This window comes from Patulibacter americanus DSM 16676, from assembly GCF_000420025.1.
Lineage (GTDB): Bacteria > Actinomycetota > Thermoleophilia > Solirubrobacterales > Solirubrobacteraceae > Patulibacter > Patulibacter americanus.
This window is the reverse complement of record NZ_ATUD01000007.1, coordinates 1-13,819: the sequence shown is the minus strand read 5'-3', so window position 1 is coordinate 13,819 and position 13,819 is coordinate 1. Positions and strand designations below refer to the sequence as shown.

At 75.2% G+C, this 13,819-nt stretch carries 18 protein-coding genes; 9 read left to right on the top strand and 9 right to left on the bottom strand.

Annotated features, from left to right (window positions below; translation table 11 throughout):
* The first annotated feature begins 53 nt into the window (after positions 1-53).
* The 9 genes from fliJ to F593_RS28335 all read left to right on the top strand — a co-directional run bounded on the left by fliJ (position 54) and on the right by F593_RS28335 (position 6,111).
* A complete protein-coding gene (gene fliJ / locus F593_RS0112375) occupies positions 54-509 on the top strand; it encodes a flagellar export protein FliJ (RefSeq protein ID WP_022929071.1) in 456 nt (151 codons plus the stop codon).
* Positions 506-1,156, top strand: a complete 651-nt coding sequence (locus F593_RS0112370) for a lytic transglycosylase domain-containing protein (protein WP_022929070.1) — start codon at positions 506-508, stop codon at positions 1,154-1,156. Before fliJ ends, F593_RS0112370 begins: the two co-directional genes overlap by 4 nt.
* Positions 1,153-2,799 carry a flagellar hook-length control protein FliK gene (locus F593_RS0112365; protein WP_022929069.1) on the top strand — a complete coding sequence of 549 codons (1,647 nt, stop codon included), beginning with the start codon at positions 1,153-1,155 and terminating at the stop codon, positions 2,797-2,799. Before F593_RS0112370 ends, F593_RS0112365 begins: the two co-directional genes overlap by 4 nt.
* Before the next feature lie 12 nt (positions 2,800-2,811).
* Positions 2,812-3,357 (top strand): flagellar hook capping FlgD N-terminal domain-containing protein, encoded by a 546-nt coding sequence (locus F593_RS30590; protein ID WP_022929068.1) that lies wholly within the window; start codon positions 2,812-2,814, stop codon positions 3,355-3,357.
* Between the two features lie 16 nt (positions 3,358-3,373).
* A complete protein-coding gene (locus F593_RS0112355) occupies positions 3,374-4,234 on the top strand; it encodes a flagellar hook-basal body complex protein (RefSeq protein ID WP_051160521.1) in 861 nt (286 codons plus the stop codon).
* 29 nt (positions 4,235-4,263) lie between these two features.
* Positions 4,264-4,509 (top strand): flagellar FlbD family protein, encoded by a 246-nt coding sequence (locus F593_RS24880; protein ID WP_022929066.1) that lies wholly within the window; start codon positions 4,264-4,266, stop codon positions 4,507-4,509.
* 232 nt (positions 4,510-4,741) lie between these two features.
* Positions 4,742-5,110, top strand: coding sequence for a hypothetical protein (locus F593_RS28340; RefSeq protein ID WP_022929065.1), 369 nt, complete (start codon positions 4,742-4,744; stop codon positions 5,108-5,110).
* Positions 5,107-5,511: a hypothetical protein gene (locus F593_RS0112340; protein WP_022929064.1), complete on the top strand. Its 405-nt coding sequence runs from the start codon at positions 5,107-5,109 to the stop codon at positions 5,509-5,511. The genes F593_RS28340 and F593_RS0112340 overlap by 4 nt, the downstream gene beginning before the upstream one ends.
* 93 nt (positions 5,512-5,604) lie before the next feature.
* Positions 5,605-6,111, top strand: a complete 507-nt coding sequence (locus F593_RS28335) for a GNAT family N-acetyltransferase (protein ID WP_022929063.1) — start codon at positions 5,605-5,607, stop codon at positions 6,109-6,111.
* 336 nt (positions 6,112-6,447) lie between these two features.
* On the opposite strand, the gene F593_RS0112330 is transcribed toward F593_RS28335, so the two are convergent.
* From F593_RS0112330 to F593_RS24845, 9 genes are all read right to left on the bottom strand, one after another.
* Entirely contained in the window at positions 6,448-6,810 is a 363-nt protein-coding gene (locus tag F593_RS0112330; RefSeq protein WP_022929062.1) for a response regulator, read from the bottom strand.
* A 138-nt stretch (positions 6,811-6,948) separates the two neighbouring features.
* The gene (locus tag F593_RS24865) at positions 6,949-7,464 is read right to left on the bottom strand and encodes a chemotaxis protein CheD (RefSeq protein ID WP_157251778.1); all 516 of its coding nucleotides are present in this window, start codon (positions 7,462-7,464) and stop codon (positions 6,949-6,951) included.
* Positions 7,461-8,051 (bottom strand): chemotaxis protein CheC, encoded by a 591-nt coding sequence (locus tag F593_RS24860; protein WP_022929060.1) that lies wholly within the window; start codon positions 8,049-8,051, stop codon positions 7,461-7,463. Before F593_RS24860 ends, F593_RS24865 begins: the two co-directional genes overlap by 4 nt.
* On the bottom strand, positions 8,048-10,129 hold the full coding sequence (locus tag F593_RS0112315; RefSeq protein ID WP_022929059.1) for a chemotaxis protein CheA: 2,082 nt from the start codon (positions 10,127-10,129) through the stop codon (positions 8,048-8,050). The genes F593_RS24860 and F593_RS0112315 overlap by 4 nt, the downstream gene beginning before the upstream one ends.
* 2 nt (positions 10,130-10,131) lie before the next feature.
* The gene (locus F593_RS24855; protein WP_022929058.1) at positions 10,132-10,962 is read right to left on the bottom strand and encodes a CheR family methyltransferase; all 831 of its coding nucleotides are present in this window, start codon (positions 10,960-10,962) and stop codon (positions 10,132-10,134) included.
* On the bottom strand, positions 10,959-12,071 hold the full coding sequence (gene cheB, locus F593_RS0112305) for a chemotaxis-specific protein-glutamate methyltransferase CheB (RefSeq protein WP_022929057.1): 1,113 nt from the start codon (positions 12,069-12,071) through the stop codon (positions 10,959-10,961). Before cheB ends, F593_RS24855 begins: the two co-directional genes overlap by 4 nt.
* Positions 12,068-12,613, bottom strand: coding sequence for a chemotaxis protein CheW (locus tag F593_RS24850; RefSeq protein ID WP_022929056.1), 546 nt, complete (start codon positions 12,611-12,613; stop codon positions 12,068-12,070). The genes cheB and F593_RS24850 overlap by 4 nt, the downstream gene beginning before the upstream one ends.
* 17 nt (positions 12,614-12,630) lie before the next feature.
* Positions 12,631-12,789, bottom strand: a complete 159-nt coding sequence (locus tag F593_RS29905; RefSeq protein ID WP_157251776.1) for a hypothetical protein — start codon at positions 12,787-12,789, stop codon at positions 12,631-12,633.
* Positions 12,790-13,282: 493 nt separating this feature from the next.
* The coding region (locus F593_RS24845) for a methyl-accepting chemotaxis protein (protein WP_245540799.1) at positions 13,283-13,819 on the bottom strand (537 nt) is incomplete at its 5' end.

Below are 13,819 nucleotides of genomic sequence, written 5' to 3'. Positions count from 1 at the left end.
GACGAACGTCCACCCGCCCTGCACGGGTCGGGTGTGGGGCCGATCACCCGCACGTGCCGTCCGCCTTCCGCTTCCGCCTCGAGCCGGTCCGTGCGCTCTCCGAGCGTCGTGAGACCGAAGCGCAGTCCGCCCTCGCCGCCGCCATGGTCGTCGAGAACGCCGCCCGCGACCAGGTCGAGGCCGCCCGCGGCCTGACCGACTCCGCGATCCGCGGGATGGCCGAGCGCTTCTCCGCCGGCGCCCCGCTGACCGGCGACCAGCTCCGCGCCCAGGAGGCGTGGATCGCCCGCACCGCCGGCGAGCACGAGGCCACCATGCTCGAGCACGACCGCCGCCGGACCGAGACCGACGCCCGTCGCGGCCTGCTCTCGGACGCCGCCCGCGAGCGCGAGGTCCTCGAGCGCCTGCAGGTCCGTCGCCGCGCCGAGCACATGGCCGTCATGGCCCGCCAGGAGCAGGAGTCGCTCGACGAGATCGCCCTCGGCATGCACCGCCGGAGGAGCGCATGAGCGTCGAGGCGGTCCAGAGCCGCATGGCCGAGATCCAGGCGCTCATGCAGAGCGCGATCGGACGCCCCGTCCCCGCCGCGCCCGCCGCGGCGCCCGCAGCGGCCACCGCGTCGAGCGGCGGCACGGGGCAGGACGGCAGCTTCGCCTCCACCCTCGCCGACGCACAGGCGACCACGCGGTCGACCGCCCCGGCCTCCGCGAGCTCCGCGACGGGCTCGATCAAGTTCCCGGGGCCCGCCGGCGTGCCCACGGGCGGCTCCGACCCGGGCCAGTACGGCCCGATGATCCAGGCCGCGGCGCAGCGCCACGGCATCGATCCCCAGGTCTTCGAGAACCTCGTGCGCCAGGAGTCGGGGTTCAACCCGAAGGCCGGCAGCCACGCGGGCGCCCAGGGGCTCACGCAGCTCATGCCCGCCACGGCCAAGGGCCTCGGCGTCTCGGATCCCTTCGACCCCGCCCAGGCGCTCGAGGGCGGCGCGAAGTACCTGCGCCAGCAGCTCGACACCTTCGGCGGCGACTACACGAAGGCGCTCGCCGCCTACAACGCCGGTCCCGGCGCCGTCCAGCGGCACGGCGGCGTTCCCCCCTACGCAGAGACGCAGCACTACGTGAAGACCATTCTCGGCTCGACCGGGTCCGCCGCGTGAGCGCTCTGACCCGCGCCGCGAGCGCCCCCGCCCCGGCCCCACAGGCGTCCACGCCGCGCGGCGGCCGGTCCTCGGACGCGCCCGCGTCCGACTTCGCCTCGCTCCTCGGCGGCGCCATCTCCGACGGCCCGCGCCCGCAGGCCGCCCGGCCCGGCACCGACGGCCGTGGCACGGCGGACGGCTCGTCCGCCGGTCGCGACGACGGCCGCAACCCCAACGACCTGCGCTCCGGCTCGCGGGGCGACGCCTCACGGGCCGACGCCGCGGCGAGCCGTGGTGGCCGCGCCGCGGCGAGCCGCGCCGACCAGGCCGCGTCGAACCGCGCCGACCAGGCGGCGACCAACCGCGCCGACCAGGCCGCCGCGAACGCCGACGGGACGACCGCCGCCACCGCGACGGCCGCGCAGACCGTCGACGGCGCCGCGGCCGCCGCGAGCCCCGCCGGGACGACCCCGGTGCCCGGCGTCGCGACGCCCGTCGTCCCCGCCGCCGCGCTGCCCGCCGACGCGCTCCCCGTCGGCGCGATGCCGGCCGGTGCCGGCCTGCCCGTCTCGCCCTCCGCGCTCACCACGCCCGGCGGCGCGGCCACGGCGCTCGTGCCGCCCGCGCCGGGCACCCTGCCCGCACCGGCCGCTCCGGCCATGCCCGTCGCCACCGTCCCGGTCGCACCCCTCGTCGTCGCGGACTCGACCGTCGGCCAGACGGACACGCGACCCGTCGGCTCCGCCGGAGTCCCGCTCACCCCGGGCCTGCCCGCCGCCGCGACCGGGGATCCCTCGGTCCCCGCCGCGCCGGCCGCGGCCACGACGACGCCCACCGATCCCGACCAGCCCGCCGTGCCCGGCGCGCCGACCGCCGCCGTCCCCGGCGCGGACGACGCCCAGGGTGGCGGCGCGCAGGGCGGCGCCGCACAGGGCGGCCGCTCCGACGGCGCCCCGCGGGACCCGCAGGCCGCGCCGCTGCCGACGGCCGTCGCCGGCGCGCCCGTGCCCGCCGGCGCCCCGGTCGCCGTGGGCGCCCGCGGCCTCGCGGCCGAGGGCACGTCCCCGGCCGCGCCGACCCCGGCCGCCGCTTCCGCCGCCGCCCCGGCCGCGGTGCCCGCGAGCCCGGGTGCCGCGTCGCCCGCTCCGGTCCTGCCGACCGTCGCCCCGGTGGCCCCAGCCATGCCGGGCGCCGGCGACACGGTCGCCGGCCGCGTCGTGTCGACCGTCTCGGTCGCGCTCGACCTGCTCGTCAGCCGCGGTGCGAGCACCGCACGCCTGCACCTCAAGCCCGAGGCCCTCGGGGGCGTCGACGTGCACCTGCGCCAGACCGCGCAGGGCCTCGACGTCCGCCTGTCGGCCGACGGTGCCGAGGCGGCCCGTGCGCTCACGCACGCCGCCGAAGGCCTGCGCCGGCAGCTCGAGAGCCAGGGCGTCACCGTGCTGCGCCTCGAGATCTCGGACGCGACGACGGCCGACGCCCGCGGCGGCGACGCCGCCGGTCGCGACGGCCAGGCGCCCGGCTCCGACGGCCGGACCGGCGGCGCCTCCCGCACCCGCGTCGACGTCGAGACCGGCGACGACGCCACCACCTTGCCCTCAACCACGACCGCCACCACCCTGGCGCTGCCCGACGGCGCGCTCGTGGACGTGCTGGCCTGACCACGAGGACCCATGACCACCATTCCCTCCACGACCACCGCGCCCGGGGCGTTCACCGCCGCGAGCGGCGCTGCCGGCACCTCGGCCGCGTCCGGCACCTCCTCGAGCACCGCGAGCGGGGCCACGGCCCCCAAGAACGCGCTCGGCAAGGACGCCTTCCTCAAGCTCATGACGACGCAGCTGAAGCGCCAGGACCCGATGAAGCCGGTGGACGACACCGCCTTCCTCGCCCAGATGGCCCAGTTCACGACGCTCGAGCAGATCACGAACCTCGGCGACATCTCGGCGGCCCAGCTGTCGGCGCAGGCGACCTCACAGGCGCTCGCGCTGACCGGCAAGACCGTCTCGTACGTCGACGACAAGGGCGTCACGAAGACCGGCGTCGTCGACGCCGTCGTCTTCGACAAGGGCGCCGCGACCCTCACGATCGGCGGTGCGAAGGGCGTGCAGCCCGGCGCCGTCTCCATCGTCCACGGCGGCCCCGTCGCCTCCACACCCTCCCCGTCCACTGCCGCACCGGACTCCGGTTCCGGCACCCCCACCACCGTTACGGAGTAGTCAGATGATCCGCGGCATGTACAGCGCCATCTCCGGCCTCAAGGCCCACCAGACGATGCTCGACGTCACGGCCAACAACCTGGCCAACGTCAACACCGTCGGCTACAAGGCCTCGCGCACCACGTTCTCCGACTCGCTCTCGCAGCAGGTCCGCGGCGCGTCCGGCGCCACGGCCCAGACGGCCGGCACCAACGGCGTGCAGGTCGGCCTGGGCGTGAAGGTCGCGTCCGTCGACAACCTCGTCGGCGCGAGCTCCACGCAGATGACCGGCAACCCGCTCGACGTCGCCCTCCAGGGCGAGGGCTGGTTCACGATCGGCCAGGGCACCCCGGGCGGCGGCGCGCCGAACCCGGAGACCTTCCAGTACACCCGGGCCGGCAACTTCAACACCACGACGACCGGTCAGCTGACGACGGCCGAGGGCAAGTACGTCCTCGGCTACCCCGCCGCCGCCGCCGGCGGCCCGGACACGACGGGCGCCCCGAGCTACATCACCGTGCCCGACGGCGCGTCCGACGTCACGATCGCCGCGAACGGCGCCGTGTCCTTCATCGACAACGCCGCGGGCAGCCCGACGAAGGGCACCCGTCAGGTCGCGGGCTACCTCGCCGTCGCCCGCTTCAACAACCAGGCGGGCCTCGAGCGCGCCGGCGGTTCCGCGTGGCAGGCCAGCGCCAACTCCGGTGCCGCCAACCTCGGCACCGCCGCGGTCAACGGCAACGGCACCGTGTTCGCCGGCGCCCTCGAGATGTCCAACGTGGACCTGGCGTCCGAGTTCACCACGATGATCTCGGCACAGCGCGGCTTCCAGGCGAACTCCCGTGTCATCTCGGCTGCTGACGAGATGCTGCAGGACGTCGTCAACATGAAGCGCTGATCAGCCACCGCGTGAGATAGAAGACGTCGATGATCGAGTTGCACCGCCTCGGACGCGAGTCCGGCCCCTTCCTCCTCAATCCGGACCTCATCCAGTCCGTGGAGGCTCGCCCCGACACGATCGTCACCCTGACGTCGGGCGAGAAGCTCTCGATCGTCGAGCGTCCGATCGACGTCCGCCAGCGCATCGCGCAGTGGAAGAGCGGCCTCCTGGTCGACGCCCTGCGCGCCGTCGGCCTGGACGAGTCCGTCGTCCCGATGGGACGCCGGCGCTGACCGACCGGCGGCCCCGCGGGGCCGCCGCAGGCGTACGGCCGCCGGCCTCTCGGGGAACGGCGGGCGCGGAGCCGGCCGGCCCTTCGGGGAACGGCGGCAGGAGACGACCGGCCGTCGGCCCCTTCGGGGGCCGGCGGCCTTCGTCGTTCCCGGTGCCCGCGTCGACGGGCAGCGCCCCCGACGGCCGTCCGGGGCGCTCGTGCGGTGGGGGCGCGGGTCGTACCCTGGGCCCGTGCATCCCGCCGCACCCGTCGACCCCCTGCTGTTCGCCGCGTGGTGGCGCGGGGGAGCCGAGGCCGAGCTCCGCGACGTCCTGATGCGGTCGTGGGATCCGATCGGGGTGGCCGGGGACCCGGCGGCCGCCGACGAGTACGACCCCTACCTGCTCGGGCTCGTGGGCCTGCTGCGCGCCGGCGCGTCCGTGGCCGACGTCGCGAGCCGCCTGCTCGAGATCGAGCGCAGCGAGATGGGGCTCTCGACGGATCCGGCGGATCCGCGGCGCTCCGCGGTCGCCCACCGGGTCCACGCGTGGCACGCGGCGCCATCGCCCCGACGGGCCGCGGGGCCCGACGCCGCGCGGTGCGACGGACCGGGACGATGAGCGCCGGCGGACCCCCGCGGCGCGTCCCCGCGCCGGGCTGGGACTCCGACGACGACGTGTCCTCGACGTCGGCGCTCGAGGCGTGGGCGGAGGCCCGCGTGGACGAGCTCGTCACGGAGGGGTACGCCGCACTGCGCGACCGCGGACACGGCCTCGTGCGGCACGACGTCGGGGGGCTGGACGCCGAGGTCGAGGTGCGGGCCAACCTGTACGCCCCCGACTGCATCGACGTCACGGCGACGGTGTGGCGCCCCCGGCCGGCGCGGACGTTCCCCGGGTCGCTGCTGCCCCGCCTCCACCGCTCGCTGGCGTGCGGGAGCGTCAGCGTGGCCCCCGACGGCACCCTCGTCTGGGTCGAGGTCGACGGCGAGCTGGTGCCCCTGGAGGACTCCCTGTGGTGATCGGCACCGCCGCCCTCCCGCCTGCCCGCGTCCTCCGGTCGTCCCGCGGCGGGCAGCGGACCGACGCACGAGCCGGTTGCTAGAACCTCGGCCATGGCCGAGGAGCTGACCGTCGAGGTCGCCACCCCCGACGACGTGCCGGGCATCGCCCGCGTGATGCGGGGTGTCGCCGACGAGGGCCGGTGGATCGGCACGCCCGCCGGCACGGACGTCGCGGCGCTCGAGGAGCGCTTCGCGGCGACCGTCGCCGACCCCGGGACGCACGTCCTCGTCCTGCGCGGCGGGGGCGACGTCGTCGGCCTCGCGAGCCTGACCCGCGAGCACGTGCGAGGCGCCCACGGCGTGGGCATGTCGATCGCCGCGGACTGGCGCCGGCGGGGCGGGGGAGGCCTGCTCCTCGACGGCCTGCTCGACCACGCCGCGACGGACCCCGACGTCCACAAGGTCGAGCTCCAGGTCTGGCCGCACAACGGGGGCGCGATCGCGCTCTACGTGTCGCGGGGCTTCGTGGTCGAGGGCATCCTGCGCGACCACTGGCGCCGCCCGGACGGCGCGCTGTGGTCGTCGATGATCATGGGCTGGTGGCCGCCGCGGGGGTAAGCGGATCGGGCCGCGGCGACGCCGTCCGCCGCGGCGTCCCCCGGCACGAGCCCGAGCGCGTGTGCGGGCACGACGATGAGCGCCCCCGCTGCGGCGGGGGCGCTCATCGTCCCTCGGGCCGGCCGCGGCCGGCGTGTCGCCATCCGGATCCGGCCGGCGTGCCCGCCGACCCGATCCGGCCGGCGTGCCGCCGACCGCACCCGGGTGACGTGCCCGTCACCCGGGGTCCCGGCGGAACCTCCCGCCGTGGCCGCGGGATGCCACCACGCCGCGACGGCCCGGCGAGAATCGCCGGACCGTCGGGTCACGTGGCATACCGCGCTACCTGAGGCGCGATCAGGCGGCGAGCGCCTTTTCCACGGCCTCGAGCACACGCTCGGCCTTGAACGGCTTCACGACGAAGTCGCGGGCGCCGGCCTTGATGGACTCGATCACCTTCGCGTCCTGGCCGAGCGCGGAGCACATGATGACCCGGGCGGCCGGGTCGATCACCATGATGTCGCGCAGGGCTTCGAGTCCGTCCTTCTCCGGCATCGTGATGTCGAGCGTGCAGAGGTCGGGGTTGAGCGTCTTGAACTGCTCGACCGCCTCCGCGCCGTTCGCCGCTTCACCGATCACCTCATGCCCGCCCTTGGCCAGGGTGTCGGACACCATCTTGCGCATGAAGAGCGCATCATCGACCACGAGCACGCGGGCCATGAGTCATCACCATCCTTGGTGTAGGGGTATTGAACGAAGTGCGCCGCAATCCAACGGCGCGTAGGGAAGAGTTGGTGCTCCGCGGGCCGACGTCGCCGGGGACGGCGATCGTCGCGGGAGCGGGGGCGGGGGAGGCCATCAGGCCGCCATCCGCCCGGCGCTGGGAGCGCTCAGGAGGGGGGTCTCGGGGCCGCCGGCGGCCTTGACGGTCACGCGGCAGTCCTCGGCGTAGACGCGGACGGTCCGCCCGCGGTCACCACCGGTCTCGGCGGCACGGACGGGCAGCCGGGCTGCAGCGAGGCCGGCCTTGACGGCCGCCGCGTTGCGGGCTCCGACGTCCATCGAGCCACCGCCGAACGTGAACATCTGCGCCCCGCCGACCATGAACGCCTCGAGGCGGACGCGCCGCGCACCCTTCGCCACCACGGCGTCGATGAGCGCGGGCACGGCCGTGTCGGCGAACTTGCCGGGCTGCGGGGCGACGGACGCCGGCCGCTCAGGCAGCATGACGTGGGCCAGGCCCACGACGCCCTTCGCACGGTCCACGAGCACCAGGCCGATGCACGAGCCCAGCCCGATCGAGGTCAGGACGTCGCCCGACCCCGTCGAGACGGCGAGCTCGCCCATCCGCACCATGGTCTCGGTGGAGATCACGTCGGAAGGCCCAGCCGTGAGAGCAGCTCGTTGACACCGTCGCCCTCGGGGACCAGCAGGAAGGAGAGGGCGCAGGCCTCCTGCTCGACCTCGAGGTTCGTGTCCATCACGAGCGCCACGTCCTGGTCGCCGGCGACGTGCGCCAGCACGCTGGAGACGACGGCGCCGAGCTGGTCGACGACGACCTCGGGCGGACGCGGCTCCATGTGCAGGTCGACCATGGAGCCGATCGCCTGGACGTAGCTCGAGCCGAGGATGTTGCCGATCTCGCACAGGGCGGACGCGCCGTACTCGCTTCCGGGCGGGACGCCCAGGAGCGTGCAGAGCGTGTCGGCCGCCTCCTGCGTGAACAGCAGCAGGACGACGCCGTCCATGTCGCCGAAGATCGGCAGGACGCCGGCGGTGACCATCGACTCCGGGTCGCCCAGGGCGTCGACGGCGTCGGCCAGCGGCAGCGCCGAGACGTGTGGAACGGACAGGTCGACGCTCTTACCGAGCATGGAGCTCAGGGCGGTCCCGGCGTTGCCGGAGCCGATGTTGGCCATCTCGCGCAGCGCGTCGAGCTGCAGGTCTGTGTAGGTGCTCATGCGGGAATCCCGATCTCCTGGTCGTGGAACTGGCCGGTCACGGGCGCCCCGGCCTCGGCCAGTGCGTCGCAGTCGGCGATGAGGGCGATGCCGCCCTCGGCGAGGACGGCGGCGCCGGAAACGGCGGCCGTGGTGTTGAGGTCCGGCGGCAGGGGCCGGGTGACCAGCTCGCGCTGGCCGTGCAGACGGGTGACCCCGACGGCGACGCGACGATCCGCGCCGCGGACGATCACGGCGTGGGCCGGGCGGGCGTCGCCGCCCTCACCGAACGCCATGGACCCACGCGAGAGGGGCAGGGTGCCCTCCGGCAGCAGGAGCATGTCGCGGCCTGCGATGGAGCGCACGGTGACGTCCCGCAGGTCGACGATCCGCTCGATGCGGTCGATCGGGATCGCGTAGCGCGAGCCGGCCGGGTCGTCGTCCACGCCGACGACGAGCGCCGGCATGATCGCGAGGGTCAGCGGCATCCGGATGATCGACGTCGTGCCCTTGCCGAGCTCCGACTGCATCGTGACCTCGCCACCGAGCTCGCGGATCGTCGTGCGGACGGCGTCCATGCCGATGCCGCGACCCGAGATGTCGCTCGTGGTCTCCGCGGTGGAGAACCCGGGGGCGAAGAGCAGCTCGACGGCGGCGGCCATGTCGATCGACGCGACCGCGTCGGGCGAGATCAGGCCGCGCTCCGCGGCGCGCTGGGCGACGCGGGCCGCGTCGATGCCGCGGCCGTCGTCGGAGACGGTGATGAGCACGTTCGCGCCGGAGTGGCGCGCCGAGATCTCGAGGATGCCCGTCGGCTCCTTGCCGGCCGCGGTCCGCTCGTCCGGGCCCTCGAGGCCGTGGTCGAGCGAGTTGCGCACGAGGTGGGCCATCGGGTCGCCGAGGGCGTCCACGACGGTGCGGTCCAGCTCCGTGTCCTGGCCGACGAGCTTGAGCTCGACCTTCTTGTCGAGGCGCGAGGAGAGGTCGCGGACGACGCGCGGGAAGCGCAGGAAGACGGCCTCGACGGCGATCATCCGGACCTGCATGACCATGGCCTGCAGGGCCTGCGAGGAGCGCGTGACGTCCTGCACGGCCTGGGCCAGGCCCGGCATGGAGGAGCCCGTGACGAGCGCCTCGAGCGCCGTGCGGTGCACCACGAGCTCGCCCATGGTGTGCATGAGCATGTCGAGGCGGTCCGCGTCGACGCGGACGCTCGCCGCGGCGCGGTGGTTCTTGCCACCGGCGGCCGGCGCGGCCGGTGCGGCCGGGGCCGGCGTCGCGGGGGCCGGCGGGGCGGCCGGGACGACGACGTCGGCGACCGGGGCGGCGACGGGCTGCGCGGCGCGGGCGGACGCCTGGCGCACGGTGGCGCGGCGGACGTCGGAGACGCGCTCGGCCTTGGACACCACGAGGGCGTCCTCGTGCTCCGTGGCGAGCCACGCGACGATGACCTGGCCCGTGAAGGTGTCGATCTCGTCGTTCGTGGGGGACGAGTCGAGCACCTGGCCGTGGTCGCCGAGGGCGGCGATCACCTGGTAGGCGCGGACGGCGGGCATCACGGCCTCGTCGTCCAGCTCGACCTCGACGGACACGACGCGGGTGCCGGCCTCGAGCGCCGCGAGGACCTCGGGGTGCGTGGGGACGACGGGGGCGGGACCGGCGGCGTCGGGCTTGGCGGCGGCCGGAGCGACCGCGGCGGCCGCGGCCTCCGCGGTGCCGTCGGCGGCGACGAGCGCGTCGAGGCGAGCGATGATCGCGCTCGGATCGAGAGTCTCGGAGCCGTTCTCCTCGATCGCGCCGACCGCGTCGGACAGGGCGTCGAGGCACGCCAGCAGCACGTCGATCGCCTCGCGACCGAGGCCGCCGGGACGACCGCGCAGCAGCTCGAGGACGTCCTCCATGCGGTGCGTCAGGGCGGCGATGCCCTGGAACCCCATGGTGGCGCTGGAGCCCTTGAAGGAGTGCGCGATGCGGAAGATCGCGTCGAGCGTGGCCTGATCGCCCGGCGCCTCCTCGAGGCGCACGACGGCGAGGTTCAGCTCCTGCAGGTGCTCCGTCGCCTCGGCGAGGAACAACGGCAGGTATTCGGACAGGTCCATGCCTAGGCCTCGTTCTTGCGGTAGGTGAAGGGGTGCGTGCTCTTCAGGCCGAGGCTCGCGGCGTTCGCGACGCGCTCGGTGGAGCCGATGACGAGGTAGCCGCCGGGTCGCACGCACTCGACGAGGCGGGCGTGCAGGGCGTCGCGGACCTCCTCGTTGAAGTAGATGACCGTGTTGCGGCAGAGGACGAGGTCGTAGGCGTCCTTCTGGGTCCGCATGCGCAGCAGGTCGCCGGCGGAGAACCGCGTCATCTTCTTGAGCTCGGGCTTGGCGAGCCAGCCACCGTCGGCCTCGCGGATGAACGCCTTCTCGAGGTCCGGGCGCTTCGCGTCCCGGGCGTCGGCGGCGCTGAACCGGCCCTCGCGGGCCTTGTCGACCATGCGCGGGTCGATGTCGGTGCCGGCGATCTCGGCGCGCAGGCGCGGGGTCTTCTCCGCCTGCCGCGCGCAGAGCGCAGCGAGCGTGTAGGCCTCGGCGCCGTACGAGCAGCCGGCGCTCCAGGCGCGGATGCGACCGTTCTCGGCGAGCTCGGGCAGGATCTTGTCGGCGATGACGGCCCACTGCTCGGGGTTGCGCCAGAGCTGGGAGACGTTGATCGTCACGCGGTCCAGGAACGCCTCGCGCTCCTCGGGCGAGCCCTTGAGCTCGGCGAGGTAGGCCATCAGGTCCGGCGTGCCACGACGCTCGGCGAACGTCTTGATGCGACGCTCCATCTGGGCGCGCTTGTACTGGCTGAGGTCGATCCCGGTCAGGCTGCGGATGCCTTCGCAGAAGGACTCGTAGACGTCGCCCGTCGTGCTTTGACGGCGCGGGGTCGGAAGGGTGGTGCTCATGCGTTGGCCTCCGCCACGATGGCTTCGGCCATCTTGTTGAGTGGAATGACGCCGTCGGCCAACCCGGCCTCGGCGACGGCACGAGGCATGCCGTAGATCGTGCAGGTCTCCTCGGCCTCGACCAGGATGCGACCGCCGTGCTTGCGCACCTCGCGGGCACCGTCCAGGCCGTCGCGGCCCATGCCGGTCAGGACGACGAGCAGGAGCTTGGGGCCCCAGAGGCGCGCCGCGTCGAGGATGGTGAGGTCGGCTCGGGGGCGGAGCCCGCCGATGGCCGCCTCGTCGGAGAGCCCCAGGTTGCGGGGATCCGACAGGCGCAGGTGGCTGCCGCCCGGGGCCACGAGCGCGGTGCCGGGGGCGACGGTGTCACCGGCCACGGCCTCGCGGATCGACAGCGGGGAGGCGTTGTCCAGGCGCGCCGCGAGCGAGCCGGTGAAGCCCGGCGGCATGTGCTGCACGATGAGGACGCCGGCGCCGAGCGGCGAGGGCAGGCCGGGCATGAGCTCGGCCAGCGCCTTCGGGCCGCCGGTGGAGCAGGCGATGAGGACGAGGGAGGGTCCGGCGGCCGGCCGGCGCACGGCGCGCGGGGCGGCCGGGGCGGCGGGCGCCACCGGGGCGACGCGGGCGGCCCGGGGCCGCGGGACCGCGACCGGGGCCGGCGCGAGCCGGGTGCGGGTGGACGCGGCGGCGTGCAGCTTCTGGCACAGCGCCTCGGAGAACGCCGCGACGGACTCGCCGACGGCCGGCTTGGCGGCCAGGTCGAACGCGCCCTCGGCGAGGGCGTCGACGGCACGGGCGCCGTGGGCCGGCGAGAACGCGGAGACGACGACGGAGGGCACGCGCGGACGGCCACCGGGGCCGTCGCCGAGCGCCCGCAGGACGGCGAGGCCGTCCGTGCCGGGCATGTGCAGGTCCAGCGTCATCGCGTCGGGGCGCTGCGAGGCGCAGAGCGCCAGCGCCTCGTCGCCGTCGGCGGCCTCGCCGACGACCTCGATGCCGCCCTCCTCGAGGGCGCGGACGAGGATCCGCCGCATCAGGCGCGAGTCGTCGGCGACGACCACGCGCGGCCGGCGCACGGCCGGCCGGGAGGAGGGGGCGCGGGTGCTCACGCCACCGACACCGGCTGCGGCGCGGGGGCGACCGGGGCGGCGGCCGGGACGTCGCCGGCGACGGCGCCCATCGGGACGTTGCCCGGGGACAGCGGCGCCACGTCGAGGATGACGATCAGGCGGTCGTCGACCTTCGTGATCGCGCGCAGCAGGTCGTGGTCCGCGCCGGCGGGCATGGGCTCGAGGTCGTGGTCCTCGACCGTGAGGACCTCGGTGGCGTCGTCGACGACGATGCCGATCTGCTCGCCACCGCTCTCCACGATGACGATCCGCGCGTCGTGGTCGGCGTCGGGCCCGCGGGAGACGCCGAGGCGCATCGCGAGGTCGAAGACGGGGAGGATCTTGCCGCGGAGGGCGATGACGCCGCTGACCCACGGGACGTCCGACGAGACGGGCCGGGGCGGCGTGAAGAAGATGATCTCCTGCACGCACGCGATCGGCAGCGCGTACTCCTCGGGCCCGAGGCGCAGCACCACGAGCTGGGTGGTCGACGGCCCGTCGGGCGCGGTGCCGGCGGAGTGGATGGAGAGGGAGTCGGTCATCGGTGGGTCTTTCGTGGTCAGCGAGCGCCGGCGAGGACGAAGCGGCCGCAGAGCTCGTCCCGTTCGTCGGCCGAGCGCGCCCCTTCTTGAGGGGCGAGGTCGGCCGCTATGAGGGCGGGTGCCGCCGGGGCGGCGGTGCGGGTGCTCCGGGTGGTGCGGTGCGGTGTGCGGGTCATGGGTCCTGGCGCGGGCGCGCGGATGGCTTCCCTGCTGCCCGTGGTGTTCGGCCCGGGGGCCGGGCACCTGAGCGCGACGGACGAACGGGCCGCGGGGTCGCGGCCCCCGGCCGGGGTCGGGCCGCGCGGGGGGGACGGCCGGTCCGGGCCCGCCCCGGGGGCCGGAAGCACGACCGGGCGGGGCGCCGACCCGGGCTCGTCCGACGGACCCACGCGGGGCCCGCGTGGGACCGTCTCGCCCGATCGGCCTAGTGCATCCGTCCAGATCGGGATCCGAGGGCGTCCGGCGGCCGAAGATGAGGGAGCCAGGGGTTGACCGCCCCTGCGCGGGTCACCGACCGCCGCCGTCCTGGCGTCGGTCGTGCCCGGGCAGGGGCGCCGTCCCGGAGGGGTCCGGGAACGACGAGAGGCCCCCGACGCAGTCGGGAGCCTCTCGTCCTGGTGTCCCCGTTCCCGGCAGGTCGCCGGGGGCGGGTGATCGTGGGTCCGCCGCTCAGGCCACCGCGAGGGTGAACCGCGTGCAGAGGGCCGAGAGCTCCTCCGCCGTGCGCGCGAGCTCCTGGGCCGACGCGGCGACCTGCTCCGTCGAGGCGCTCGTCTCCTCCGTCGACGCGGAGACCTGCTCGGACGACGCCGAGGACTCCTCGGCGATCGCCGCGACCTCCGCGATGTCGTCGCGGACGCGGTCGGCGCTCGTCGTGATCTGGTCCATGACGATCGCGATCTGCTCGATGCGCCCGTGGACGTCGGCGACCGAGCCCGTGATCCGCCCGAAGGCATCCGTGCTCTGCGCCGAGGTGCTCGTGCAGACGGCGATCTGCTCGTTCGCCCGGTCGATCGTCGCGCTGGTGCGCTGGGTGTCGCCCTGGATCTCCTGCACCAGGTCGGCGATCGAGCCCGCGGCGTCCTGGGACTCCTCGGCGAGCTTGCGGACCTGCTCGGCGACGACCGCGAAGCCGCGGCCCTGCTCGCCGGCGCGGGCGGCCTCGATGGCCGCGTTGAGCGCCAGCAGGTTGGTCTGCCCGGCGAT